This window comes from Streptomyces sp. NPDC001781 (assembly GCF_053596035.1).
Genome location: NZ_JBSFFI010000029.1, coordinates 36424 through 62108, shown reverse-complemented (window position 1 = coordinate 62108; position 25685 = coordinate 36424). Strand labels below are relative to the sequence as shown.

Genomic DNA, 25685 nt, shown 5'->3' with positions numbered 1-25685 from the left:
CAGGCCTTGCACCTGCATTTCCCCGCAGGAAGCGGGGCGTCTTTCCTTGGACCACCAACGCACTGTCCGGCACCGGGAGTTACGGCGACCGCGACGTGAACAACCATAGCGCATCCCGGATTTCCGTGCGATCACCGTCAGGAGGTTCGGGAGCGAAATCGGTCGTGTCTACCCGCCACGGTGCGAACCAAACGTGATAGTGGTCTGAATCACATCGGCCGAGCTTCTTCTCGAAACCGCGTGCTTGATACAACTTGCTCGCGCGCTCCCGTCGAACCGACGGCCGTCGCTCTTCCCCCCTTCTTTCACTCCCCCGTCGAGCTGTCGCTCACGCCTGCCCTGGGAACGCCCGTGCTCGCCCCCCGCTCCATGCCCTGGCCCCTCGTCGCCCTTTTCACGGCCGGGTATCTCGCCTCTTACCTGCTGCCGACCACGGTCGGCCGTCTCGACAGCGCGCTGCCGCTGTCCGCCACCCAGGCCGGCGCCATCGGCAGCGCGCTGCTGCTGAGTTCGGCCTCGGCCGGGTTCACGCTGGCCGCTCGCGTGGACCGCTTCGGTGTCCGCGCGCTCGCCCGGCTGGGGATCGCCCTGGCCGCCCTCGGCTACGGCTCGGCCGCCCTCACCGGCTCCGTCCCCGCCGTGGTGCTGGGCGCGGTCGTCGGCGGGTTCGGCTCCGGCACGATGACGGCGGTCGCCGCGAGCGGCATCGCCGCCGGACGTGACCCGCACCGGGTCACGACGTCCGGGCTCCTCGCGGTCTCGGCCCTGGCGGGCGCGCTCTATCTGACGATCCCTCGCCTGGGTACGGGCCACGGGCTGCCGCTCGGCGCGGTCGCGCTGACCGCGCTCGCGGTGTGGCCGTTCACCGGCCGCCTGCCCGTCCGTAGCGCCTCGGCGGCCGGCTCCGAGGGCATACGCCGGCCGCTCCCCCACCGCCGGGCCGGGCTGCTGCTGGCCGCGACGATGCCCTGCTGGTCGCTGGCGCAGAACGCGCTGTGGGGCGTCAGCGGGCGCATCGGGCTCGGGCAGGCGCACCTCACCGAGATCACGGTCGGAGGGGTGTTCGCCATAGCGCTCGGCGCCGGTCTGCTGGGCGTGGTCGGCGCGGGCGCCCTCGGCCCCCGGCTGGGCCGCGCCCTGCCGATCGGGATGGGCACGGCGCTGATCGCGGGCTGCATCGCGCTCAGCGCCTCGGCCACCGACCTGCCGTCCTTCGCGCTGGGCGAGATCGCGTGGAACCTCTGCTACCCGGTGGTGCTCTCCTACGTGATCAGCCTGGCCGCCGCACTCGACGCCCGCGGCCGCTGGGCGGTCCTGGTCGGCTCCGCCGCGTCGCTGGGCACGGCGGCCGGTCCGCTGACCGGCAGCCTGCTGTCCGCACGCGCCGGCTTCCCGGCGATGGGCGAGGTCCTGGCGGCGGTGCTGCTGCTGGCGGCGGTCCCGATGACCGCGGTCGCCCTGCGCACGGCTCCCCGCCGTCCGCGGGTGGTGGAGATCTCCCTGCGCCGGGCGACGGTGCCGGCCGTCGCGGACCCGGTCGCCGGCGTCACGCCGGTCACGGTCGGGGGTGTCACCGTCCGGGACCTTGCCGCCAAGGGCATCCCGGCCGTGCACATCCCGCTCACCGACACCCCGGCCGCGCCCGTCTCCGCGTGACTACGCCTGGGCTCCGGGGAATTCGTACGCGTCGACCTCCGCCAGGTACCGCGCCCGGCGGGGTTCGTCGTCCTCCAGGAAGGAGGCGAGGAAGGAGTTGCGGGCCAGCTCGCGCAGCCGGTCCTCGCCGAGGCCGAGGGCCTGCTGGACGGCGGTGAAGTTGTCGCCCGCGTAACCGCCGAAGTAGGCCGGGTCGTCGGAGTTCACCGTGCACATCAGCCCGGCCTCCAGCATCGCCGGGAGCGGGTGGTCGGCCAGCGTGTCGACGGTGCGCAGGCGGACGTTGGACAGCGGGCACAGGGTCAGCGGGACGCGGTCCCGGACCAGCCGCTCGACCAGCGCCGGGTCCTCCACGGAGCGCAGCCCGTGGTCGATCCGCTCCACCCCGAGCAGGTCGAGGGCCTGGACGACGTACTCCGGCGGCCCCTCCTCACCGGCGTGCGCCACGCGTCGCAGGCCGAGCGCGGCGGCGGCTTCGTAGACCTCGCGGAACTTCTCCGGCGGGTTGCCCACCTCGGCGGAGTCCAGGCCGACGCCGGTGATCCGGTCCAGGTACGGCCTCGCCGCGTCCAGCGTGGCGAGCGCCGACCCGGCGGACTCGTCGCGCAGGAAGCACATGATCAGCCTCGTGGAGACGCCGTGGGATTCCTCGCTGCGGCCCAGCGCCCGCCACAGCCCCTCGACCACGGTCCCCATCTCCACCCCGCGCGCGAGGTGGGCCTGCGGGTCGAAGAAGATCTCCGCGTGCCGCACACCCTGCGCGGCGGCGCGGGCCAGGTAGGCGTCGGCCAGCTCCTCGAAGTCCCGCTCGGTGCGCAGGACGGCCATCAGCTCGTAGTACAGGTTCAGGAAGGACTGGAGGTCCTCGAACCGGTAGGCGTGACGCAGGGCCTCGGTGTCGGCATGGGAAAGCTCGACACCATTGCGCTCCGCCAGACGGAACGCAAGCTCCGGCTCCAGTGTGCCTTCGATGTGCAGGTGCAGCTCAGCTTTGGGGAGAGGCATCGGGATATCGTACGCCCGCCTGGCGGACGCTCAGCCGCGCTTGGGCAGCGGCACCCGGTCCAGGTCGCGGGCCACGGTCAGCTCGCCCTCGAAGCCGGCCGCGCGGGCCTGCCGCTCGAACTCGGCGGGGGCCGAGGGACCGGAGTAGCGCTGGCTGAAGTGGGTGAGGACGAGGTGCCGCACCCCGGCGTCCCGGGCCACGGTCCCGGCCTGCCCGGCCGTCAGGTGGCCGTGCTCCTCGGCGAGACGCACGTCCTCGTCCAGGAAGGTGGACTCGATGACCAGCAGGTCGCAGCCGTCGGCGAGGGCGTGCACACCGGGGCAGAGCCGGGTGTCCATGACGAAGGCGAACCGCTGCCCGCGCCGCGTCTCGCTGACCTCCTCCAGCGCGACCCCGCCGAGCGAACCCTCCCGCTGGATGCGGCCGACGTCGGGGCCGCGGATGCCGTGCGCGGCGAGCCGGCCGGGCAGCATACGGAGCCGGTCGGGCTCGACCAGCCGGTAGCCGTAGGACTCCACCGGGTGGGAGAGGCCGTACGCCTCCAGCGTGTACGAGGGGGTGGTGGCGAGGGGGCCGTCGGTGTCGACCGGTGCCTCGGTGAGGTCGACCGTCTCCCGGTAGGCGGTGGCGTACCGGAGGCGGTCGAAGAAGCGCCGGCCGGAACGGGGGTAGTGCGCGGTGACCTCGTGCGGCACGCGGTCCAGGTTGATGCGCTGGATCACGCCGGCCAGGCCCAGGCTGTGGTCGCCGTGGAAGTGGGTGACGCAGATCCGGTTCACGTCGTGCGCGGCGACCCCGGCGCGCAGCATCTGCCGCTGGGTTCCCTCGCCGGGATCGAAGAGGATGCCCTCGCCGTCCCAGCGCAGCAGGTAGCCGTTGTGGTTGCGGTGCCGGGTCGGGACCTGGCTGGCGGTGCCGAGGACGACCAACTCGCGTACGGACATGGAGGGTTATCCGGGGGGCCAGTTCAGGCCGCGACCGCCGAGGACGTGCGCGTGGGCGTGAAAGACGGTCTGCCCGGCGCCGCTGCCGGTGTTGAAGACGGTGCGGTAGCTCTCCAGGGACTCGCCTTCGGCGACTCCACGGGTCTCGGCGAGGACGTCGGCGGCCAGCTGCGGTGCTTCGGCGGCGAGTTCCGCGGCGTTCCCGTAGTGGGCCTTGGGGATCACCAGAATGTGCGTGGGGGCCTGGGGGTTGATGTCCCTGAAGGCGAGGGTGGTGTCGGTTTCCCGGACCACGTCCGCGGGGATCCTGCCCGCGATGATGTTGCAGAAGAGGCAGTCCTCTTGAGGTTCGCCCGCCATTTCGGTGCGCTCCCTTTCGCCGTCCGGGGTTGGCTCCGGCATCCTAGTTGTTCTTGTGCGGGTGCGTCGTGGCCACCCGCGCCCCCTCGGCCGAGCCGCGGACCGGGTGAGCCCCGCACCTCTCAGGTCGGCAGGCCGGGCGGGGTCCTCGCGGGCTCCCGCTCCAGTGCCTCCAGGGCCAGCCTCGTCGCCTCGTCCAGCTGGGGGTCCTTCCCCGCCGCCCAGTCCTGGGGGCGCATCAGGATCTCCACGTCGGGGTCCACCCCGTGGTTCTCCACGTCCCAGCCCGCGCCCTCGAGCCAGAAGGCGTACTTGGGCTGGGTGACGATCGTGCCGTCCACGAGGGTGTAGCGGCTGTCGATGCCGATCACCCCGCCCCAGGTGCGGGTGCCGACGACCGGGCCGATGCCCAGGGCACGGATCGCGGCGTTGACGATGTCCCCGTCGGAGCCGGAGAACTCGTCGGCCACGGCCACCACCGGACCCCGGGGGGCGTCCTGGGGGTAGCTCTCGGCGCGCATGCCCCGGGGGAGGTCCCAGCCGACGATGCGGCGGGCCAGCTTCTCGACGACGAGCTGGGAGGTGTTGCCGCCCCGGTTCTCGCGGACGTCGACGACCAGACCCTCGCGGGTGACCTCGACACGGAGATCGCGGTGGATCTGGGCCCAGCCGGGGGCCTGCATGTCGGGGACGTGCAGATAGCCGAGGCGGCCGCCGGAGCGTTCGTGGACGTGGGCGCGGCGGGCCGCGACCCAGGCGTGGTAGCGCAGCGGTTCCTCGTCGGCGAGCGGGACGACGACCGCGTGCCGGGGTTCGCCGCCGCCGGCCGGGCCGATGGTCAGCTCGACGGGCTTCCCGGCCGTGCCGAGCAGCAGCGGGCCGGGGCCGGTGACCGGGTCCACGGGGTGTCCGCCGATGGCGAGGAGGGCGTCGCCGGGGCGTGCGGCGACGCCGGGCGCGGCGAGCGGGGAGCGGGCCTCGGGGTCGGAGGTCTCCGAGGGCAGGACCCGGTCGACGCGCCAGCTTCCGTCCTCGTGGCGGGAGATGTCGGCGCCGAGCAGTCCCTGGCGGGCGCCTTCGCCCCAGCTCCCCCGCGGCATCACGTAGGCGTGGGAGGCACCGAGTTCGCCGTGCACCTCCCACAGGAGGTCCACCAGGTCGTCGTGGGTGGCGACGCGTTCGAGGACGGGACGGTAGCGGTCCAGGACGCCGTCCCAGTCGACGCCCCCCATGTCGGGGCGCCAGAAGTTGTCCCGCATGAGCCGGCCCGTCTCGTCGTACATCTGCCGCCATTCGGCGACGGGGTCGACGGTGTGCCGGACGCGGCCGAGGTCGACGGTGACACGGGCGTCGCCGTCCTCGTCGTCGGGGGCGCGGCGGTCGGCGGGGACGACGCGGAGCCTGCCGTCGCTCCACAGCAGCACGCGGCGGCCGTCACCGCTGACCTCGAACTCGTCGGCGTCGGCGGCCAGGTGTTCCAGCCGGTGCTGGACGAGGTCGTAGCGCTCCAGCTCGGTCTTGGGGTCGGGGGCGTCCGGCGTGGCGCGGGACGCGCCGAGGACGCCGCGTACCGGGTGGCGCAGCCAGAGCACGCCGTCCCTGGCGGCCCGCAGGCTGCCGTACCGGGCGGCCTCGACGGGGAAGGGCACGATCCGGTCGGCGAGCCCGTCCAGGTCGACACGGGTCGTCGGGGTGCCCTCCGCGCCGGGGGTCTCGTCCCGGTCGGGGGTGCCGGAGGGGCGGCCGTGGCGCTGCGGGCCGAAGGGGGACGGTGTCGTCGCCGCGAGGGTGATGAGGTGCGGGCGGGCGCCCTCCACGAAGGCCAGGTCGAAGACGTGGGTGTCGAAGACGGGGTCGAAGGCACGGTTGGAGAGGAAGGCGAGGTGGCGGCCGTCGAGGGTGAAGACCGGCTCGTAGTCGGCGAAGCGCAGCGGGGTGGCCTCGGTGACCGTGAGGTCGGTGGTGGCGGCGAGCCGGATCTGGGAGAGCGGGCGCGGGCCGGGATGGGCCCAGGCGAGCCAGCCGGAGTCGGGTGAGAAGGCCAGGCCGTGCGGGTCTCCGTGCTCGCTGCGGTCGACCTCGCGGATCTCACCGGTCTCCCGCTCGACCAGCAGCAGCCTGCCGTCGTGGGAGGCGACGGCGGCACGGGTGCCGTCCGGGGACATGGCGAGTTCGAGGACGCGGCCGAGACGGCCGGCGGCGAGCCTGCGCGGGGCGGTGCCGGGCGCGAGGCCGGTGGCGGGGGCGAACTCCAGCGCGTCGTCGCCCTCGGCGTCGGTCACCCACACCACCCACTCCTCGCCGCCCGCGCGGAAGGCGCGCGGCAGCCGGGCGCGCACGCCGGGCTCCGCCGCGAGGGCGCGGGCCGGGCCGGCGCGGTGGGTGACCCAGTGGACGGTGCCGCGCACGGCGACCGCGCTGCCGCGGCCGGTGTGGTCGGGGGTGGCGGAGTCCAGCCAGCGGGCGGCGTCCAGGACGAAGGGCTGGAGGTCGGTGCGGGGGCCGCCGAGCCGGATGCCGGGGCGGCGCGGTTCGGCGCCGTCGAGGTCGTCCAGCACCCAGAGCCGCCCGGCGGCGACGTAGACGACACGCGTGCCGTCGCTCGCCGCGTGCCGGGCGTAGAACCCGCCGAGCGGGGTGTGACGGCGCAGGTCGGAGCCGTCGGCGAGGGAGGAGTACAGCGCGCCGGTGCCCTCGTGGTCGGAGAGGAAGGCGATGCGGTCGCCGACCCAGGAGGGGTACTCGAGGTTGCCGTCCAGGTCCTCGTGCAGCCGGACGAACTCGCCGCCGCCGTCCCGGTCGATCCACAGCTTGCCCGCGGTGCCGCCCCGGTAGCGCTTCCACGCGGAGGCGTCCCGGTTCATGGTGGCGGACAGCAGCACGGTGTGCGGGCCGTGGGCGACGGCGCCGACGGGACCGTACGGGAGGGTGGCGGCCGGGCCGCCGTCGAGCGGGACGGCACGGGCCCAGCTGTGGCGGCTGCTGTGGCGTCCGGCGGCGCTGACCGCCAGTACCTCGCCGTCGGGGGTCCAGCCGCGCACCTGGGTGCGGGCGTTGCCCCAGTGGGTGAGGCGCCGGGAGGGTCCGCCGTCGACGGGGGCGGTGTGCACCTCGGGGGCGCCGTCGCGGTGGGAGGTCCAGGCGAGGGTGGTGCCGTCGGGCGAGATGCGGGGGTGGTTCACGGGGACGCCGTCGGCGCTGACCCGCCAGGCCCGGCCGCCGTCCAGCGGGGCCACCCAGACGTCGTCCTCGGCGGTAAAGGTGACCAAGTCGCCCCGCACATGGGGGAATCGGAGGTACGAGGCGGCGTTTTCCGTGGCAGCACCGTGAGTCACGCGATCACCCTACGCGCGAACGTCCCGACCGGGACCCGGAATTGATCACTCCCCTGCCCCCCGCCCGGCTACTTGCCCTGGACGGGCCGGCACGAGGGGTCGTTCTCGCACCACAGGGTGCGGGTGACGGTGACGGTCACCCCGGGCCCGGGCTGTCCGGGCGGCCGGTAGGTGGCGGGCGGGGTGTAGGCGGGGGTGGCGTCGCAGTCGCCGAGTCCGCTCACCCGGAAGACCTGGCGTCCGCCGACCTCGGCGACGAGGTTTCCGCGCACACAGGCCCCGTTCACCGCGCGGGTGACCTTGCCGGTGACGGTGATGTCCCGCCCGTCCCTGGTTCTGCCCCGGCAGTCGACGGTGACCACGGTGGACTCGCCCGGCGACCCGCCGGCCGACGACGGACCGCCGTCCTGCCGCCCGGTACAGGTCAGCCAGCTCACGTCCACGTCGCGCTTCTTCAGCGCGTCGGTGGCCGTCGAGTCGGTGGTGTACGCGACCGAGGCCGCCCCCAGGTCACCCGGCTGACACGCCGTCACCGTGCCGACGGCGAGCGCCGCGAGCCCGCCGGCGGCCAGCACCCGGATCCCACGCGAAGAAGCCCCCATGCGCCCCAGCGTCCCACCGCCGTACCCGCTGCGGAAGGCCGCATACGGCCAGTCACCCGAATGTGCGGCGCGGGCCGGTCAGCCCCGCATCAGCGGCCACTCCTGCGACTCCACCGGGTTCCCCTCCGGGTCCCGCAGATGGGCCACCCGCATGCGGTCGGTGAAGTCCGCCGGGCCGTGGACCAGTTCGGCGCCCCGGTCCGTGATCCCGGCGGCAGTAGGCGTCGAGGTCGTCCACACGGAGGACGACCAGGGAGCGGTGGCCGCCGGCGGGACCGGTCAGCTCGGGGAGGACGTCCGCCGTCGAGGCGCGGTCCTGGAGGGCGATGCCCGCCGACCCGGCGCGGGGGCTGAACTTCTCGTACGGGCCCCGGGCCGCGCCCGACTGGGGCCGCAGGCCGAGGACTTCGGCGTAGAAGCGGTAGCGGGCGGCGAAGTCCGTGACGAGCAGGCGCACCCGCGCCGGTTCCGCGTCAGGACCAGCGTCCGGTGCGGCCCAGCAGGAGGGCGGTGGCGGCGGTGCCGGCCGTGGAGGTGCGCAGGACGGTCGGGCCGAGGACGCAGGCGCGGGCGCCGGCCCCCTCGAAGAGGGCCAGCTCGTCGCGGGAGACCCCGCCTTCGGGGCCGACGACGAGCACGATCTCGCCCTCGGCGGGGAGTTCGGCGGTGGCCAGCGGGACCGACTCGTGGTCGAAGTCGGAGTGCAGCACGGCGGCGAAGTCGGCCTGCGCGAGCAGCGCGGCGACCTGCTTGGTGGAGGCGGTGTCCGCGACCTCGGGGAAGCGGACCCGGCGCGACTGCTTGCCGGCCTCGCGGGCGGTGGAGCGCCACTTGCCCAGCGCCTTGAGCCCCCGCTCGCCCTTCCACTGGGTGATGCAGCGCGACGCCTGCCAGGGCACGATCCGGTCGACCCCGGTCTCGGTCATGGTCTCGACGGCGAGTTCGCCCCGGTCGCCCTTGGGCAGCGCCTGCACGACGGTGACGCGCGGCCGGGGCTCGGGCTCCTCGCGCACCTCAGTCAGGTCGACGATCAGCCGGTCCCTGCCCTCGGTGCCGGTGACCCGGCAGAGCGCGTGACGTCCGGCGCCGTCGGTGAGGACGACCTCCTCGCCGGGCTCCAGCCGCTTCACCGACACGGCGTGCCGTCCCTCGGGTCCGTCGAGCACGTACCGGGTGCCGTCCGTGCGGAAGTGGTCGACGACGAAGACGGGCGCGGTCATCGCGCGTCCCCTCCCTGGACTCGGACTGGTCGGTACAGACGCCCCGACTCGCCCCGTACGAGGTTGAGTTCGGCGGCGAGGGTGCGGACGAGCTCGCCGGCGGGCAGCGGCCGGGCCAGCCGGTGGCCCTGGCCCGCCCAGAGCGACATGCCCTGGGCGTCCCCGGCGGCGGTGGCGGCCTTGCGCAGCGGCGAGGTCAGGTGGTGCACGTCGGGATAGGCGGCCGGGGCGTACGGCCCGTGCTCGCGCAGGAAGCGGTTGGTCAGGGCGCGCGCCGGGCGTCCGGAGAAGGCGCGGGTCAGCTCGGTGCGCGGGAACACCGGGTCGGTCAGCGCCCGCTTGTGGACGTCGGGGGCGCCGGACTCGGGGGTGGCGAGGAAGGCGGTGCCGAGCTGGGCGGCGGTGGCCCCGGCGTCGAGGACGGCGGCGATCTGGGCGCCGAGCATGACGCCTCCGGCGGCGACGACCGGGATCCGGACGGCCTGCGCGACCTGGGTGACCAGGGACAGCAGGCCGAGCCCGGTGCCGTCGTTCTCCGCGAGGTCGCGGTGGGTGCCCTGGTGGCCGCCCGCCTCGATGCCCTGCGCGATCACCGCGTCCGCGCCGGCCCGCTCGACCGCGCGGGCCTCCTCGACCGTGGTGGCGGTGACCAGGGTGACGGTCCCGGCCCGGCGCAGCGCGGTCAGCGCCTCCGGGTCGGGCACGCCGAAGTGGAAGGAGACGGCGGCGACGGGATCGTCCAGCAGGACGGCGAGCTTGGCGTCGTAGCCGTCGTCGCGGCCGCCGTCGGGGTCGCCTGCCTCGGTCTCGTACCAGGCGGCCTCACCGGCCAGTTGCTGCGCGTACAGCTCGACGGCGCCGGGCTCGGCGAGGGCGGGCTGGGGCAGGAAGAGGTTGACGCCGAAGGGGCGGCTGGTCAGCCCGCGCAGCCTTTTGATCTCCCGGTACATGCCGTCGGCGGTCTTGTAGCCGGCGGCGAGGAAGCCCAGCCCTCCGGCCTCGGAGACGGCGGCGGCCAGTTCCGGCACGGCGACACCGCCCGCCATCGGGGCCTGCACGATCGGATGCACGACGAGATCGGCCAGTGCGGAGGACATGCCCGCATGGTGTCATGTCCGCAGGGACAAGTCCGAATCCGGCCCGGGCGTGGGGGCGCGCGTGGCGCCCCCCGCCGTCAGCGTCCGTTGAACGCGTCCTTCAGCCGGGAGAACAGGCCCTGCTGCCCGGGCTGGAACTGCCCCGTGGGCCGCTCCTCGCCGCGCAGCTTGGACAGCTCCCGCAGCACCCGCTCCTGCTCGGCGTCGAGCTTGGTCGGGGTGGTGACCTCGACGTGCACGATCAGGTCGCCCCGGCCGCCGCCGCGCAGGTGCGTGACGCCCCGGTTGTGCAGCGGGATCGACTGGCCGGACTGGGTGCCGGGCCGGATGTCGACCTCCTCCATGCCGTCCAGCGTCTCCAGCGGCACCTTGGTGCCGAGGGCCGCGGCCGTCATGGGGATGGTGACCGTGCAGTGCAGGTCGTCGCCGCGCCGCTGGAAGGTGGAGTGCGGCAGCTCGTGGATCTCGACGTAGAGGTCGCCGGCGGGGCCGCCGCCGGGGCCGACCTCGCCCTCGCCCGCGAGCTGGATGCGGGTGCCGTTGTCGACACCGGCGGGGATCTTCACGGTCAGGGTGCGCCGGGAGCGGACCCGGCCGTCGCCCGCGCACTCGGGGCACGGGGTCGGGACCACGGTGCCGAAGCCCTGGCACTGCGGGCAGGGGCGGGAGGTCATGACCTGGCCCAGGAAGGACCGGGTGACCTGGGAGACCTCGCCGCGGCCGCGGCACATGTCACAGGTCTGCGCGGAGGTGCCGGGGGCGGCGCCCTCGCCGCTGCACGTGTTACAGACGACCGCGGTGTCGACCTGGATGTCCTTGGTCGTGCCGAAGGCCGCCTCGTCCAGCTCGACCTCGATCCGGATCATCGCGTCCTGGCCGCGCCGGGTGCGCGAGCGCGGGCCGCGCTGCGACGCCGTTCCGAAGAACGCGTCCATGATGTCGGAGAAGTTGCCGAAGCCGCCGGCTCCGAATCCGCCCGCGCCACCGGCGCCGCCGGCCTGTGAGAGGGGGTCGCCGCCGAGGTCGTAGACCTGCTTCTTCTGCGGGTCCGACAGCACCTCGTAGGCGGCGTTGATCTCCTTGAACCGCTCCTGGGTCTTCGGATCGGGATTGACGTCCGGATGCAGCTCGCGCGCGAGCCTGCGGAACGCCTTCTTGATCTCATCCTGCGACGCGTCGCGGCGCACGCCGAGAACGGCGTAGTAATCCGTGGCCACTTACGACTCCGCCAGGATCTGTCCGACGTACCGTGCCACTGCGCGTACCGCTCCCATCGTTCCCGGATAGTCCATGCGGGTCGGTCCGACCACGCCGAGCTTGGCAACCGCCTCGCCGCCCGAACCGTAGCCGACCGACACGACGGACGTGGAGTTGAGTCCCTCGTGGGCGTTCTCGTGCCCGATACGCACGGTCACGCCCGGATCTTTGGCTTCGCCGAGGAGTTTGAGGAGCACGACCTGCTCCTCCAGGGCTTCCAGCACGGGCCGGATCACCAGGGGGAAGTCATGTCCGAAACGGGTGAGATTGGCGGTGCCGCCGATCATCAGCCGTTCCTCGTTCTCCTCGACCAGTGTCTCCAGCAGAGTGGAGAGCACTGTGGAGACCGTACCGCGATCCTCCGCCTCGAAGGCATCGGGGAGGTCCTCGACCAGTCGCGGTACGTCGCTGAACCGGCGCCCGGCCACCTTGCTGTTGAGCCGCGCGCGCAGGTCCGCGAGCGACGCGTCGCCGAACGGGGCGGGGCAGTCGACCATCCGCTGCTCCACCCGGCCGGTGTCGGTGATCAGCACGAGCATCACGCGGGCGGGCGCGAGTGAGAGCAGTTCCACATGCCGCACGGTGGACCGGGTCAGCGAGGGGTACTGCACCACGGCGACCTGCCGGGTGAGCTGCGCGAGCAGCCGGACGGTGCGGGCCACGACGTCGTCCAGGTCGACCGCGCCCTCCAGGAAGTTCTGGATCGCGCGCCGCTCGGGCGCCGTCATCGGCTTCACGCCGGCGAGCTTGTCGACGAAGAGCCGGTAGCCCTTGTCGGTGGGGATGCGCCCGGCGCTGGTGTGCGGCTGGGCGATGAACCCCTCCTCCTCCAGCGCGGCCATGTCGTTGCGCACGGTGGCCGGGGAGACGCCGAGACTGTGCCGCTCGGTGAGGGCCTTGGAGCCGACGGGCTCCTCGGTGCCGACGTAGTCCTGCACGATGGCGCGCAGTACCTGCAGCCTGCGTTCGCTCAGCATGCGCACCTCCGTCACGTCGCCCCACGGCCCTCGCGGTGTCCCGCCTGGCACTCTGCGCGTGCGAGTGCCAGACGTCCCCGGCCAGTGTACGGCCGTGGGGTACTCACCGGGCAAGGTCGGTGCCGTCCACCCGGCTCGTCCCCGGCTAGCGTCCTGGTATGACCGTGACTTGGGAAGACCTCGGATGGGAGCGCCTGGCCGAAGGGGTGGGCCGGTGCCGGCTGCCGGGCTGGGACTGCACGGTGGGGCTGGTCGTGGGCGCGGGCACGGCACTGGTGGTGGACGCCGGGTCGGGCCTCGCCGAGGGGGCCGCGCTGCGCGCGGCGGCACGGACGCTGGCCGGGCGGGATGTGACCCATCTCGCGCTGACCCACCCCCATTTCGATCACGTCCTGGGTGCCCCCGCCTTCGCCGGGGCGGAGGTCTACGGGGCGGTGGGGCTGGACGTGGTGTCCCGCCACGAGCGGGAGGCGCTGCTCCGGGACGCGGTCGGGCACGGCGTCCCGGCCGAAGAGGCCGAGGCCGCCGTAAGCGCCCTGGTGGCGCCCGCGCACGCCGTGTCCGGCGAGTGGACGCTGGACCTCGGCGGCGGCCGTCAGGTGCTGCTGGCCAACGTCGGGCCGGGGCACACCGCCCACGACCTCGCGGTGCTGGTACCCGGCTCCCCCGAGGTCGTCTTCTGCGGCGACCTGGTGGAGGAGTCCGGCGAGCCGCAGGCGGGCCCGGACGCGGTGCCGTCCCGCTGGCCGGACGCTCTGGACCGGCTGCTGGCCCTGGGCGGCGAGGACGCGCTGTACGTGCCCGGTCACGGAGCGGCGGTCGGCGCGGCCTTCGTGCGACGCCAACGCGACGCCCTGGCGGCCCGTTTCGGCGTGTCCTGAGTACCTGGCCGGGACTTCTCCTATCGTCTGCTGAATGCGCCCACCCGTCTCCCGTCACCGCCCTTCCCACGAGGGCCCTTCGGGCCCGCACCCTCGTTTCTACTCCCCCGACCTGACCGCCCCCTGGAAGAAGCCGCAGCCGGTGCCCGAGGTGGCGGCGGAGGCGGGACTGGTGGTGGAGGAGCCCGGTACCGGGTTCTGCGGGGCGGTGATCCGCTGCGAGGCGGGCACGGTGACGCTGGAGGACCGCTTCGGCAAGCACCGGGTGTTCCCCCTGGAGCCGCGCGGCTTCCTGCTGGAGGGCCGGCCGGTCACCCTGGTCCGCCCGGCCGCCGCCGCCCCGGTGCGGCCCGCCCGCACCGCCTCCGGCTCGCTCGCCGTCCCCGGCGCCCGCGCCCGCGTGGCCCGCGCCGGGCGGATCTACGTCGAGGGCAGGCACGACGCCGAGCTGGTCGAGAAGGTCTGGGGCGACGACCTGCGCGTCGAGGGCGTGGTCGTGGAGTACCTGGAGGGCGTGGACGACCTTCCCGCCATCGTGGCCGAATTCGGCCCCGGCCCCGACGCCCGTCTCGGTGTCCTGGTGGACCACCTCCTGCCCGGCACCAAGGAGTGGCGCATCGCGCAGTCGGTCACCAGTGAGCACGCCCTGGTGGTCGGCCACCCGTACATCGACATCTGGGAGGCCGTGAAGCCGTCGGCTCTGGGCATCCCCGCGTGGCCCCGGGTCCCCCGCGGCCAGGACTGGAAGAAGGGCGTCTGCACGGCGCTGGGGTGGCCGGAGAACACCGGCGCGGTGTGGCAGGCGGTCCTGGCGAAGGTGACGTCCTACCGGGAGCTCGAGCCGGAGCTGCTCGGGCGGGTGGAGGAGCTGATCGACTTCGTAACGGCCCCGGGCGGCGGCGAGGCCTGACGCCGGGGAGGCTTCCGGGGCCGCTGGGCCGGCCGGGATCAGTCCACCAGGTCCCGCACCACGGCGTCCGCCAGCAGCCGACCGCGCAGGGTGAGGGCCGCGTGGCCCTCGGCGTGGCGTTCGGGGCGGAGGAGGCCGTCGGCCAGGGCACGGCCGGCGGCGGCGAGGCCGGCCGGTTTCAGGAGGGTCAGCGGGACGCCGTCGCGCAGCCGGAGCTCCAGAAGGACGCGTTCGACGCGGCGGTCCTCGTCGGAGAGGACCTCGCGGCCCGCGCCGGGGGTGCGGCCGGCGGCGAGGGCGGCGGCGTAGGCGCCGGGGTGCTTGGCGTTCCACCAGCGCACTCCGCCGACGTGGCTGTGGGCGCCGGGGCCTGCGCCCCACCAGTCGGCGCCGCGCCAGTAGAGCTCGTTGTGCAGGCAGCGGGCCGCGTCGGAGGTGGCCCAGTTGGAGACCTCGTACCAGTCGAGGCCCGCCGCGGTGAGCAGTTCCTCGGCGATGAGGTACCGGTCGGCGTGCACGTCGTCGTCGGTCATCGGGACCTCGCCGCGCCGGATGCGCCGGGCGAGCTGGGTGCCCTCCTCGACGATCAGGGCGTAGGCGCTGACGTGGTCGGGGCCCGCTCCGAGCGCCGCCTCAAGGGAGGCGCGCCAGTCGTCGTCGGACTCGCCGGGGGTGCCGTAGATCAGGTCGAGGTTGACGTGCTCGAATCCGGCCGCGCGCGCCTCGGCCACGCACGCCTCGGGGCGGCCGGGGGTGTGGGTGCGGTCGAGGATCTGGAGCACGTGCGGCTTGGCGCTCTGCATGCCGAAGGAGAGCCGGTTGAAGCCGCCCTCGCGCAGGGTGGCCAGGTAGGCCGGGTCGACGGAGTCCGGGTTGGCCTCGGTGGTGATCTCGGCGTCGGGCGCCAGGCCGAACTCGTCGCGGATCGCGCCCAGCATCCGCACCAGGTCCCCGGCGGCCAGCAGGGTGGGCGTACCGCCGCCGACGAAGACCGTACGGACCTCGCGGGGGTCGTCGCCGAGCACCTTGCGGGCGAGCCGGATCTCCTCCACGACGGTGTCCGCGTAGTTGTCCCGCGAGGCGAGCACCCCGCCCGTGCCGCGCAGCTCGGTGGCGGTGTAGGTGTTGAAGTCGCAGTAGCCGCAGCGGGTCGCGCAGTACGGGACGTGCAGATAGAACCCGAGGGGCCGCTCGGCGGCACCGGCGAGCGCGGCGGCGGGCAGCGCGCCGTCGTCGGGGACGGACTCGCCGTCGGGGAGTGCGGAAGGCATGTCCTCCATTGTCCCGCACCGCGCGGGACCCGGTCACCGCTCCTTCACTGGGCCTGGAGCACCAGCAGGGCGAGGTCGTCCTCGGGCGCGTCCTCGCCGAAGCCGTGCACGAGGTCGCGGATGCGGTCCGCGATGTCCTCGGCGCTCAGGCCCGTGCAGCCGGAGAGGGCGCGGGCGAGGCCGTCGCCGTCGTCGAACTGGTCGGTCCCGGAGCGGCGCTCGGTGACCCCGTCGGTGACGCACAGCAGGCTGTCGCCGGGGCGCAGTTCGATGGTCTCGCTGGTGTAGGTCTCGTCCTCGACCACGCCGAGCAGGGTCTGCGGGCGGGCGGCGGCGCCGACCTGCCCGTCGGGGCGCAGCACCAGGGGCAGCGGGTGCCCGGCGGAGGCGAGGGTGCAGCGGACTCCGCCGTCGAAGGGGGTCAGCTCACCGTAGAGCAGGGACAGGAACCGGGTCTGCGGACCGTCGCCGGGGGCGAAGGGCCCGCCTCCGGCGGCGATCAGTGCGCGGGCGGCGGCGTCGGCGGCCTCGGTGGCGTCGTCCAGGAGGAGCTGGTTGAGGCGGTCGAGGACGTCCGCGACGCCGTACCCCTCGCGGGCCAGCAGCCGGAGCCAGGGACGGGCGAGACCGATGACGACCGCGGCCTCGGGGCCCTTGCCCTGGACGTCGCCGACGGCGAAGCACCAGCGGCCGTGTCCGGCCGGGAAGAGGTCGTAGAAGTCGCCGCTGGGGCCGCCCTGGTCGCGGGGTTCGTAGACCAGGGCGCTGGTCATGCCGGGGATCTCGGCGACGGCGCCGGGCAGCAGGCCGCGCTGGAGCACGGCGCTGATGGTGGCCTGGCGTGCGTACTGGCGGGCGGCGCCGATGGCGAGGGCGACCCGGCGGCCGAGGTCCTCGATCAGGCCGGTGACCTCGTCGGGGAAGGCGAGCAGTCCGCAGCGGCCGATGAGAAGGGTGCCGAGCGGGCGCCCGCCGGCGACCAGCCGGTAGGCGAGGGCGGTGCCGTGGGCGCTCTCGGGGCCGAGCGCGGCGCCGGGCCAGGGGTAGGGCTCGGGGCCCGAGCGCACGGTGTGGCGGGAGCGCGGGGGTTCCTTCTCCAGGGCCCGCTGGAGGTCCTCGGTGCGGGCCTCGCTGGCGTGCCAGACCCGGGCGGGCCCGTCACCGCCGCCGCGGACGGTCGCCTCGTCCTCCAGCCAGATCGCGCACCAGTCCGCGAGCCGGGGCACGATCAACTGGCCGGTGAGGGCGGCGACCAGGTTCTCGTCGAGCTGTCCGGCGAGCAGGTCGGAGGCTTCGGCCAGGAAGGACAGGGCGCCCCGGCCGAGCCAGTCCCGGTCGCCGGCGGCGCGCTGCGCCTGCGGGGCGAGGGCCTCGGCGGCGACCAGGGAGGGGGCGGGCGCGGGACCGTCGGGCTCCTCGGCGCCGCCGGGCGGCAGCCGGGCCCAGACGGTCTTGCGGCCGGAACGGTAGGTGACGCCCCAGGACTCGGCGAGCGTGGCGACCAGCCGCAGCCCGCGCCCGTGCTCGGAGACCTCGTACGGGCTGTCGTCGGCGGGGTCCCGCGGGGCGCGGGCGGGGTGGTGGTCGTGGACCTCCACCACGAGGGCGCCGCTCTCCTCCAGCCGCCAGTCGACCTGGATCTCGGTCCCGGCGTGGACGACGGCGTTGGTGACGAGTTCGCTGACGACGGCGGTGGCGTCCTCTTCGAGCCGGGTGGCGCCGCCGGGTTCGGTGAGGCCGAGGGCGGCCCAGTCGGTGAACGCGGCGCGGACCAGGGCGCGGGCCGATCCGGGGGCGGCGGGGCTGCCGGGGAGGGTGGCCCCGCCTTCGGCGAGCGGACGCGCGCCGAAGGGCGCCGGTGCCTCGTCCGCCCCGGCGCCGCCCGCCCGCTGCACGGGTATGGCCGCCATGTCCATGCGGCCAGGGTGACAGAAAGACGGGACGCATAAGCACCGAGTCACCGAAGTGAACGCCCGCGGCGGCGAACTGAGTCACCGCCCGGCCAGAACACGGTCAATTCCGGTCATGGCCGAAAGAGAACCCGCCGGGGCGGCCGAAAAGACACCCCGGCGGCGACCGCTCAGGCCTCGCGGGTCCCGTTGTACATCTCGTCGATCAGGCCCCGGTACTCCCGCTCGACCACGGGCCGCTTCAGCTTCAGGCTCGGCGTGATCTCACCGTGCTCCACGTCCAGGTCGCGCGGCAGCAGCCGGAACTTCTTGATGGTCTGCCAGCGCTGCAGGCCCTCGTTGAGCTGCTTCACGAACCCGTCGACCAGCTCCACGGTCTGCGGCGCGGCCACCACCTCGGCGTAGGGCCTGCCCTCCAGGCCGTTCTCGGCGGCCCACTGGAGGATCGCGGGCTCGTCGAGCGCGATGAGGGCGGTGCAGTAGTTCCGGTCGGCGCCGTGCACCAGGATGTTGGAGACGTAGGGGCAGACCGCCTTGAACTGGCCCTCGACCTCGGCGGGCGCCACGTACTTGCCGCCGGAGGTCTTGATGAGGTCCTTCTTGCGGTCGGTGATGCGCAGATAGCCGTCGGCGGACAGCTCGCCGATGTCACCGGTGTGGAACCAGCCGTCGGACTCCAGCACCTCGGCGGTCTTCTCGGGCTGCCGGTGGTAGCCCTCCATGACGCCGGGGCCGCGCAGCAGGATCTCGCCGTCGTCCGCGATGCGCACCTCGCAGCCGGGCAGCGGCTTGCCGACCGTGCCGGTGCGGTACGCCTCGCCGGGGTTCACGAAGGAGGCGGCGGAGGTCTCGGTGAGCCCGTACCCCTCCAGGATGTGGATGCCGGCGCCGGCGAAGAAGTAGCCGATCTCGGGGCTGAGCGCGGAGGCGCCGGAGACGCAGGCGCGCAGCCTGCCGCCGAACGCCTCGCGCAGCTTGCCGTAGACCAGGGCGTCGGCGGCCTTGTGCTTGGCGGCCAGCGCGAACGGCACGGACGGGGTGCCGGTGCGGCGGAAGCTGTCCTGGGACGCCTTGGCGTACTCGCGGGCGACCTCGGCGGCCCACTGGAAGATCCTGTACTTGGCCGCGCCGCCCTCGCGGGCCTTGGCGGCGACGCCGTTGTAGACCTTCTCGAAGATGCGCGGCACGGCGGCCATGTAGGTCGGCCGGACCACGGGCAGGTTCTCGATGATCTTGTCCACCCGGCCGTCGACCGCGGTGACGTGGCCGACCTCGATCTGGCCGGAGGTGAGCACCTTGCCGAAGACGTGGGCGAGCGGCAGCCAGAGGTACTGCACGTCGTCGGTGGTGACCAGGTCGGTCGAGCCGATGGCGCGCGCCATGTAGGCCCAGTTGTCGTGCGGCAGCCGCACGCCCTTGGGGCGGCCGGTGGTGCCGGAGGTGTAGATGAGGGTGGCGAGCTGCTCGCGGGTGATCGCGCCGACCCGCTCCTTGATCAGCTCGGGGTGCTGCTCCAGGTAGGCGGTGCCGCGCTGCTCCAGCTCGGCGAGGGTGATCACCCAGTCGCCCGTCTCGGCGCCCGCCGGGTCGATCACGACGACCTTGGTCAGCGCGGGCAGCTCGGACCGCCGCTCCAGCGCCTTGGCGACCTGGGCCGCGTCCTCCGCGATCAGCACCCGGCTCTCGGAGTCGGACAGGATGAACGCCGACTCGTCGGCGTTGGTCTGCGGATAGACGGTGGTGGTGGCGCCGCCCGCGCACATGATGCCGAGGTCGGCCAGGATCCACTCGACCCGGGTCGAGGAGGCGAGCGCCACCCGCTGCTCGGACTCGATCCCCAGCTCGATCAGGCCGGCCGCGATCGCGTAGACCCGCTCCGCCGCCTGGGCCCAGGTCAGCGACCGCCACTCGTCGGGGCCCTCACCGGAGGCCGCGGGGACCGGGTACCGGTAGGCCTCGGCGTCCGGGGTGGCCGCCACGCGCTCCAGGAAGAGGGCGGCCACGGACGGCGGACGGTTCTCGATCAGGGTCTGTGTGTCGCTCACGACATCCTCCGGGGCCCGCGACGGTGCGGCTGACTCGGTGCGGCTGGGTGGACTCACTGGTTCGAAGCTGTTGTTTAACCCGCGAGTAACTAGCGAGCAGGGATCAGGGTAAGGGGCGACCGGCCACCGCGTAAGAGGCCACGGCCTGTGACTTCACGCGGGAATCCCCTCAGGATCGGCCTCCCGGCGGCCCCCCGGACGAGCGGGGGCCCGCCGTACGCGTGTACGGCGGGCCCCATTTTGCCCGTTTCACTCCGCGGGCGCGGCGCGGTCCCGGGCTACTTCTTGCCCTTGCCCGAGCTTCCGGCGCCGTCGTCGCTGGAGAGCACCGCGATGAACGCCTCCTGGGGAACTTCCACGGAACCCACCATCTTCATCCGCTTCTTGCCCTCCTTCTGCTTCTCCAGCAGCTTCCGCTTACGGGAGATGTCACCGCCGTAGCACTTGGCGAGGACGTCCTTGCGGATGGCGCGGATGGTCTCGCGGGCGATGACCCGCGAACCGATGGCGGCCTGGATCGGCACCTCGAACGCCTGCCGCGGGATCAGCTCGCGCAGCTTTGCGACGAGCCGGACACCGTAGGCGTACGCCTGGTCCTTGTGGGTGACCGCCGAGAAGGCGTCCACCTTGTCGCCGTGCAGCAGGATGTCGACCTTGACCAGGGAGCTGCTCTGCTCGCCCGTGGGCTCGTAGTCCAGGGAGGCGTAGCCGCGGGTCTTGGACTTGAGCTGGTCGAAGAAGTCGAAGACGATCTCCGCGAGCGGCAGCGTGTAGCGGATCTCGACCCGGTCCTCGGAGAGGTAGTCCATGCCGAGCAGGGTGCCGCGCCGGGTCTGGCACAGCTCCATGATCGAGCCGATGAACTCGGAGGGCGCGAGGATCGTGGCGCGCACGACCGGCTCGTACACGTCGGCGATCTTGCCCTCGGGGAACTCGCTCGGGTTGGTCACCGTGTGCTCGGTGCCGTCCTCCATGACCACGCGGTAGACCACGTTGGGCGCGGTGGCGATGAGGTCGAGTCCGAACTCGCGCTCCAGCCGCTCCCGGATCACGTCCAGGTGCAGCAGGCCGAGGAAGCCGACGCGGAAACCGAAGCCGAGGGCGGCGGAGGTCTCCGGCTCGTAGACCAGGGCGGCGTCGTTGAGCTGGAGCTTGTCCAGCGCCTCGCGCAGCTCGGGGTAGTCGGAGCCGTCCAGCGGGTACAGGCCGGAGAAGACCATCGGCTTCGGGTCCTTGTAGCCGCCGAGCGCCTCGGTGGCGCCCTTGGCCTGGCTGGTGACGGTGTCACCGACCTTGGACTGGCGGACGTCCTTCACACCGGTGATCAGGTAGCCCACCTCGCCGACGCCGAGGCCGTCGGCCGGGAGCATCTCCGGCGAGCTGACGCCGATCTCCAGCAGCTCGTGGGTGGCGCCGGTGGACATCATCCGGATGCGCTCACGCTTGTTGAGCTGGCCGTCGATGACACGCACGTACGTCACGACACCGCGGTAGGAGTCGTAGACCGAGTCGAAGATCATCGCGCGGGCCGGGGCATCAGCGTCGCCGACCGGGGCCGGGATCTCCTTGACGACCTTGTTCAGCAGCGCGTCGACGCCGAGGCCGGTCTTCGCGGAGACCTTCAGCACGTCGTCGGGGTCGCAGCCGACCAGGTTCGCCAGCTCCTCGGCGAACTTCTCCGGCTGAGCGGCCGGAAGGTCGATCTTGTTCAGCACCGGGATGATCTTGAGGTCGTTCTCCATCGCCAGGTACAGGTTGGCGAGGGTCTGCGCCTCGATGCCCTGGGCGGCGTCGACAAGGAGGACGGTTCCCTCGCACGCCGCCAGCGACCGCGAGACCTCATAGGTGAAGTCGACGTGGCCCGGCGTGTCGATCATGTTGAGGATGTGCGTCGTGCCCTGGTCGGGGCCCTCGGTCGGGGCCCAGGGCAGACGCACCGCCTGGGACTTGATCGTGATGCCGCGCTCGCGCTCGATGTCCATCCGGTCGAGGTACTGAGCACGCATCTGCCGCTGCTCGACGACGCCGGTGAGCTGGAGCATCCGGTCGGCGAGCGTGGACTTGCCGTGGTCGATGTGCGCGATGATGCAGAAGTTGCGGATCAGCGCCGGGGCGGTACGGCTCGGCTCGGGCACGTTGTTAGGGGTCGCGGGCACGCAGGGTCCTGTCTCTTGAGGCGCCTTATGCCTCGGGTCGGATCGATACGTAGCTTCCATGGTCCCACGGGGAACGACCGGGAAGCGTTTTGGGCCGCCGCCGGGGCCGCTGGTACTGTAGAGCGCTGTGCCTCATGCCCTCTCAGCGCGAGGCGCGACGACAAATTTCTGGATCACCGGTACGGGACCTTTCACGGGCCCGTGCCTGAACCTGTAAAGGCTCCTTTCGTGGCGAACATCAAGTCCCAGATCAAGCGGATCAAGACCAACGAGAAGGCTCGGCTGCGCAACAAGGCCGTCAAGTCCTCCCTGAAGACCGCGATCCGCAAGGCCCGCGAGGCCGCTGCCGCGGGTGACGTCGAGAAGGCCACCGAGTACCAGCGCGCTGCCGCGCGTCAGCTCGACAAGGCCGTCTCGAAGGGCGTCATCCACAAGAACCAGGCCGCCAACAAGAAGTCGGCGCTCTCGGCCAAGGTCGCGGACCTCAAGGGCTGAACCTCCCTCTGATCTGACCGCCGGAGGGACTCACGAGCGGGCCCTCTCTATCCGCTCCCGTCCGGCATCCCGAAGCCGCACGCGGCCTGCGTTCGCCACGCGGGTGTGGCTTCACCATCTTGGTCCTCAGGCCCCGGTGCCTCTCCTTCCCAGGGAGGCACCGGGGCCTGAGGCTTGTTCCGTCCGGGTCTTTCGGTCGACGGCAACGCCGCGGGGGCGGCACCGGCCCCCGCGAGCCCGGCATGATCCGAACGAGAGGCCCTACGCCCGCCCCCGGGAGCGGGCCGCCCTCGCGATGGTCACGACCGCCTTCTCCAGCGCGTACTCCGGGTCGTCACTGCCGCCCTTGACGCCCGCGTCGGCCTCGGCGACCGCGCGCAGCGCCACGGACACCCCGTCCGGCGTCCAGCCCCGCATCTGCTGCCGGACCCGGTCGATCTTCCACGGCGGCATCCCCAGCTCACGGGCGAGATCGGCCGGCCGGCCGCCGCGCGCCGAGGACAGCTTGCCGATGGCCCGCACGCCCTGGGCCAGCGCACTGGTGATCAGCACGGGTGCCACTCCGGTCGACAGCGACCAGCGCAGCGCCTCCAGCGCCTCCGCCGTACGCCCCTCCACCGCCCGGTCGGCGACGGTGAAGCTCGACGCCTCGGCCCGGCCCGTGTAGTAGCGGCCGACCACGGCCTCGTCGATCGTGCCCTCGACGTCGGCGACGAGCTGGGCCGCCGCGGAGGCCAGCTCGCGCAGGTCGCTGCCGATCGCGTCGACCAGCGACTGGCACGCCTCGGGCGTCGCGGACCGCCCGAACTCCCGGAACTCCCCCCTCACGAACGCCAGCCGGTCCGCCGGCTTGGTCATCTTCGGGCAGGCGATCTCGCGGGCGCCCGCCTTACGGGCAGCGTCCAGCAGTCCCTTGCCCTTCGCACCACCCGCGTGCAGCAGGACGAGCGTGATCTCCTCGGCGGGCGAGCCGAGGTACGCCTTGACGTCCTTGACCGTGTCGGCGGAGAGATCCTGTGCGTTGCGTACGACCACGACTTTGCGCTCGGCGAAGAGCGAGGGACTGGTCAGCTCGGCGAGGGTGCCGGGCTGCAACTGGTCCGGGGTGAGGTCGCGTACGTCCGTGTCGGCGTCGGCGGCCCTGGCGGCGGCCACCACCTCCCGCACGGCACGGTCGAGCAGGAGGTCCTCCTGGCCCACGGCAAGGGTCACCGGGGCGAGAGGGTCGTCGTTCGCAGTCTTTCTTGCCATCACTGACAGCATCCCACGCGGCACGGACAACCAACCGGGCATGCACCCCGGCCGGTCCCTGAGCGGACCCCGAGGCGGGGGTCAGGGGCGCGGAGGCGCAGGGCACGGAGGCGCGGGGCGCGGGCTTACGGCTCCTCCCGCCAGCCCTCCCACTCGGCCGCGAAGGCGTCCAGCTCGGCGGGGTCCAGCCGGGCCGCCTCGTCGCGCAGGAGCAGCAGCCACTGGGCGTCCTCCGCGTCGTCCTCGCCGGCCAGCGCGTCCCGTACCAGCCGGGGCTCCTCGCCGACGCCGAACCGCGCCCCGAGCGCCTCGGCCGCCTCCTCGGCGGCGTCACGGTCGGGCAGCACCAGCACATGTCTCACATCGCTCACGCGGCCATTGTCCGGTACGGGGCGGAGGCGGGGACGCGGGGTGGGCGTCGCGGAGGCCGGGCCGGCGGGAGGCCCGGCCCGGTGCGCTCACTCGGCCCGGGGGCGCGTTCAGCGTGCGAGGACGCGCGGCACGATCTGCACGTCCAGGTCGCCCCGGATGCTCGGTCCGATCGCCGCGATGCCACGGGCCAGCAAGGTCTGCCAGTTGATCGTGTGGTCGTCGCGGTGGAGTTCGGTGGTGGCGCGGCAGGCGGCGCGAGTCTCGCCCTCCATGCCGAGGCCGAGGCCGAGGTGGTCGGTGTCGAGGGTGACGGTGCGGGTCACGCCGTGCAGCGAGAGCGCGCCGGTGACGGCCCGGCGGCTGCCGCCCCGGCGGACGAACCGTTCGCTGTGGAACTCCAGCGTCGGGTACCGCCCCACGTCGAGGAAGTCGGGCGAGCGCAGGTGGTCGTCACGCATCCGGAACCGGTGTCGATGGAGGCCGCGTCGATCACCACGTGCATCGCCGAGTTCTCGACCCGGTCGGCGATCCGTACCGCGCCCGCGAGGGAGTTGAACCGGCCGTGGACACGGGCCGGTCCGATGTGCCGGGCGGTGAAGACGATGGGGGAGTGGACGGGGTCGACGTCCCGGTCGCCGCGCGTCGGGGGCCCGGCCAAGGGCGCCATCTGGAGGGTCACGTCCCCGAGCGAGGCGAGGGAGTTCTCCGCGACCATGGCCGTGGCGCGGTAGGGCGTGTACCCCTCGGCGGACACCGCGAGCCGGTACTCGCCGGCCGGGACGGTCGCCAGGAAGGAGCCGTACGGATCGGTGCCGCCGGTGACCACCTTGCGGCCCGGGGCTGTCGCTGACGGTGAACTCCGCCGCGGCGACCGGCTGGTTGACCGGGTCGAGCACCCGGCAGCTCAGCACGCCCGCGTCGGCCGGGGTGCGGACCGCCGCCGGTGGACTCGCCCGGTGGACCCGGTCCGTTCGCTTCTCCAGCCACCGGCCGGACGTGTACGCGGTTCCTGTGCGCCTCTCGGCGCCTCGGCATCCCGTACTGACGAAAATTCATTCGATCACTGATGCGGATTTCGAGCAAAACGGTCCCACATCACGGGAGTACGGCGCCTGTGCCGGAAGTCACCCGAATTGACCATCCCGGATCGTGGGGACCTCGCCCAGCTCGATCCCGAACCCGTCGCGGTACACCGCGAGCACCTCGTCGTCGGTTCCCAGCTCGTCCACCGTCCGGTGCCCGTGGGCGTCCGTCGTCGTCAGCGTCCGCCCGCCGAGCGTGATCCGCCCGCCGTCCTCCGTGATCCGCGAGCACACCAGGGACCGGGTGAAGTGCGACTCCGGCGAGGTCGAGTGCCACCAGGCTCCGGCGCGGAAGTCGGGGAGCGCGCGGGGGCGGGTCTCCAGGCGGTACTGCGGCCTGCCGTCCAGGAGCACGTCCAGGTCCTCGCCGGCCTCCACCACCCGGAAGGTCCCGCCGGGGTCCGCCTGGTCGCCCCGCTCCCCGATGCCCAACGGGCCGTGGCTGTGCGCCCCGAACCCCACGTCGGCGATCAGATCGCCGCCGTCCGCCGTCCTGACCCGCAGGGCCAGGTGGTCGTAGGGGATACCGAGCCGTCCGTCGTCCCCGTGGACCCGGCCCGCCAGGTACTGGACCTCGTAACCGAGGGAGGCCAGCAACAGGCCGAAAGCACCGTTGAGTTCGTAGCAGAAGCCGCCCCGGCCGCGCGCGGCCACCTTGTCCAGCAGTGCTCCCTCTTCCAGGACGACGGGCTCGCCCAGGTGTATCGAGAGGTTCTCGAAGGGCACGGCCCGCAGGTGGCGCAGGTGCAGGTCCCGCAGGGCTTCGGTGCCGGCGTACGAGGGGCGCTGCGCGCCGAGGCGCCGGAGATAGGCGCCGGTCCAGGTGGAGTTCATGGGGCCAGTGTGGGGGGTGGTGGG

20 protein-coding genes and 2 pseudogenes are annotated in these 25685 nt (G+C 73.3%); 4 read left to right on the top strand and 18 right to left on the bottom strand.

Going from position 1 to position 25685, the window contains the following annotated elements; genetic code table 11:
• The first annotated feature begins 351 nt into the window (after positions 1-351).
• The gene (locus ACWCV3_RS23645; protein ID WP_451227541.1) at positions 352-1656 is read left to right on the top strand and encodes an MFS transporter; all 1305 of its coding nucleotides are present in this window, start codon (positions 352-354) and stop codon (positions 1654-1656) included.
• Here the strand turns inward: ACWCV3_RS23645 and ACWCV3_RS23640 are convergent, their stop codons facing one another.
• The 10 genes and pseudogenes from ACWCV3_RS23640 to hrcA all read right to left on the bottom strand — a co-directional run bounded on the left by ACWCV3_RS23640 (position 1657) and on the right by hrcA (position 12454).
• Entirely contained in the window at positions 1657-2661 is a 1005-nt protein-coding gene (locus ACWCV3_RS23640; RefSeq protein ID WP_451227538.1) for an adenosine deaminase, read from the bottom strand. It abuts the gene before it with no gap.
• 30 nt (positions 2662-2691) lie between these two features.
• Positions 2692-3606 carry a ribonuclease Z gene (locus tag ACWCV3_RS23635; protein ID WP_451227535.1) on the bottom strand — a complete coding sequence of 305 codons (915 nt, stop codon included), beginning with the start codon at positions 3604-3606 and terminating at the stop codon, positions 2692-2694.
• A gap of 6 nt (positions 3607-3612) precedes the next feature.
• Complete coding sequence (locus tag ACWCV3_RS23630; RefSeq protein ID WP_451227532.1) at positions 3613-3966, bottom strand: histidine triad nucleotide-binding protein; 354 nt, start codon at positions 3964-3966, stop codon at positions 3613-3615.
• A 122-nt stretch (positions 3967-4088) separates the two neighbouring features.
• Positions 4089-7235 carry a S41 family peptidase gene (locus ACWCV3_RS23625; RefSeq protein WP_451227529.1) on the bottom strand — a complete coding sequence of 1049 codons (3147 nt, stop codon included), beginning with the start codon at positions 7233-7235 and terminating at the stop codon, positions 4089-4091.
• A 134-nt stretch (positions 7236-7369) separates the two neighbouring features.
• Complete coding sequence (locus tag ACWCV3_RS23620; protein ID WP_451227526.1) at positions 7370-7903, bottom strand: hypothetical protein; 534 nt, start codon at positions 7901-7903, stop codon at positions 7370-7372.
• A gap of 78 nt (positions 7904-7981) precedes the next feature.
• Positions 7982-8360: pseudogene (locus ACWCV3_RS23615) on the bottom strand (VOC family protein).
• A gap of 16 nt (positions 8361-8376) precedes the next feature.
• On the bottom strand, positions 8377-9123 hold the full coding sequence (locus tag ACWCV3_RS23610) for a 16S rRNA (uracil(1498)-N(3))-methyltransferase (RefSeq protein WP_451227523.1): 747 nt from the start codon (positions 9121-9123) through the stop codon (positions 8377-8379).
• Entirely contained in the window at positions 9120-10220 is a 1101-nt protein-coding gene (locus ACWCV3_RS23605) for a nitronate monooxygenase (RefSeq protein WP_451227520.1), read from the bottom strand. Before ACWCV3_RS23605 ends, ACWCV3_RS23610 begins: the two co-directional genes overlap by 4 nt.
• A gap of 77 nt (positions 10221-10297) precedes the next feature.
• Positions 10298-11437, bottom strand: a complete 1140-nt coding sequence (gene dnaJ / locus ACWCV3_RS23600; RefSeq protein WP_030814887.1) for a molecular chaperone DnaJ — start codon at positions 11435-11437, stop codon at positions 10298-10300.
• Positions 11438-12454 (bottom strand): heat-inducible transcriptional repressor HrcA, encoded by a 1017-nt coding sequence (gene hrcA / locus ACWCV3_RS23595; RefSeq protein ID WP_384363933.1) that lies wholly within the window; start codon positions 12452-12454, stop codon positions 11438-11440.
• Between the two features lie 158 nt (positions 12455-12612).
• Here hrcA and ACWCV3_RS23590 point away from each other — a divergent pair, with 158 nt between their 5' ends.
• Positions 12613-13335 (top strand): MBL fold metallo-hydrolase, encoded by a 723-nt coding sequence (locus ACWCV3_RS23590; protein ID WP_451227516.1) that lies wholly within the window; start codon positions 12613-12615, stop codon positions 13333-13335.
• 34 nt (positions 13336-13369) lie between these two features.
• The gene (locus ACWCV3_RS23585; protein WP_451227513.1) at positions 13370-14245 is read left to right on the top strand and encodes a DUF3097 domain-containing protein; all 876 of its coding nucleotides are present in this window, start codon (positions 13370-13372) and stop codon (positions 14243-14245) included.
• Between the two features lie 38 nt (positions 14246-14283).
• Here the strand turns inward: ACWCV3_RS23585 and hemW are convergent, their stop codons facing one another.
• The 4 genes from hemW to lepA all read right to left on the bottom strand — a co-directional run bounded on the left by hemW (position 14284) and on the right by lepA (position 21627).
• On the bottom strand, positions 14284-15516 hold the full coding sequence (gene hemW, locus ACWCV3_RS23580; RefSeq protein WP_451227510.1) for a radical SAM family heme chaperone HemW: 1233 nt from the start codon (positions 15514-15516) through the stop codon (positions 14284-14286).
• A gap of 44 nt (positions 15517-15560) precedes the next feature.
• Positions 15561-17426, bottom strand: a complete 1866-nt coding sequence (locus ACWCV3_RS23575; RefSeq protein WP_451227602.1) for a SpoIIE family protein phosphatase — start codon at positions 17424-17426, stop codon at positions 15561-15563.
• Between the two features lie 170 nt (positions 17427-17596).
• Positions 17597-19471, bottom strand: coding sequence for an AMP-dependent synthetase/ligase (locus ACWCV3_RS23570; RefSeq protein ID WP_451227507.1), 1875 nt, complete (start codon positions 19469-19471; stop codon positions 17597-17599).
• A 278-nt stretch (positions 19472-19749) separates the two neighbouring features.
• The gene (lepA, locus tag ACWCV3_RS23565) at positions 19750-21627 is read right to left on the bottom strand and encodes a translation elongation factor 4 (protein WP_030814905.1); all 1878 of its coding nucleotides are present in this window, start codon (positions 21625-21627) and stop codon (positions 19750-19752) included.
• A gap of 228 nt (positions 21628-21855) precedes the next feature.
• Between lepA and rpsT the strand changes: the two genes are divergently transcribed.
• Positions 21856-22122 (top strand): 30S ribosomal protein S20, encoded by a 267-nt coding sequence (gene rpsT, locus ACWCV3_RS23560; RefSeq protein WP_030814907.1) that lies wholly within the window; start codon positions 21856-21858, stop codon positions 22120-22122.
• A gap of 261 nt (positions 22123-22383) precedes the next feature.
• On the opposite strand, the gene holA is transcribed toward rpsT, so the two are convergent.
• The 4 genes and pseudogenes from holA to ACWCV3_RS23540 all read right to left on the bottom strand — a co-directional run bounded on the left by holA (position 22384) and on the right by ACWCV3_RS23540 (position 25661).
• Positions 22384-23373 carry a DNA polymerase III subunit delta gene (gene holA / locus ACWCV3_RS23555; protein ID WP_451227502.1) on the bottom strand — a complete coding sequence of 330 codons (990 nt, stop codon included), beginning with the start codon at positions 23371-23373 and terminating at the stop codon, positions 22384-22386.
• 125 nt (positions 23374-23498) lie between these two features.
• Positions 23499-23744: a hypothetical protein gene (locus ACWCV3_RS23550; RefSeq protein ID WP_451227500.1), complete on the bottom strand. Its 246-nt coding sequence runs from the start codon at positions 23742-23744 to the stop codon at positions 23499-23501.
• Between the two features lie 108 nt (positions 23745-23852).
• A pseudogene (locus ACWCV3_RS23545) lies at positions 23853-24728 on the bottom strand (YceI family protein).
• Positions 24729-24869: 141 nt separating this feature from the next.
• The gene (locus ACWCV3_RS23540) at positions 24870-25661 is read right to left on the bottom strand and encodes an arylamine N-acetyltransferase family protein (RefSeq protein ID WP_451227497.1); all 792 of its coding nucleotides are present in this window, start codon (positions 25659-25661) and stop codon (positions 24870-24872) included.
• Between the last annotated feature and the right edge of the window lie 24 nt (positions 25662-25685).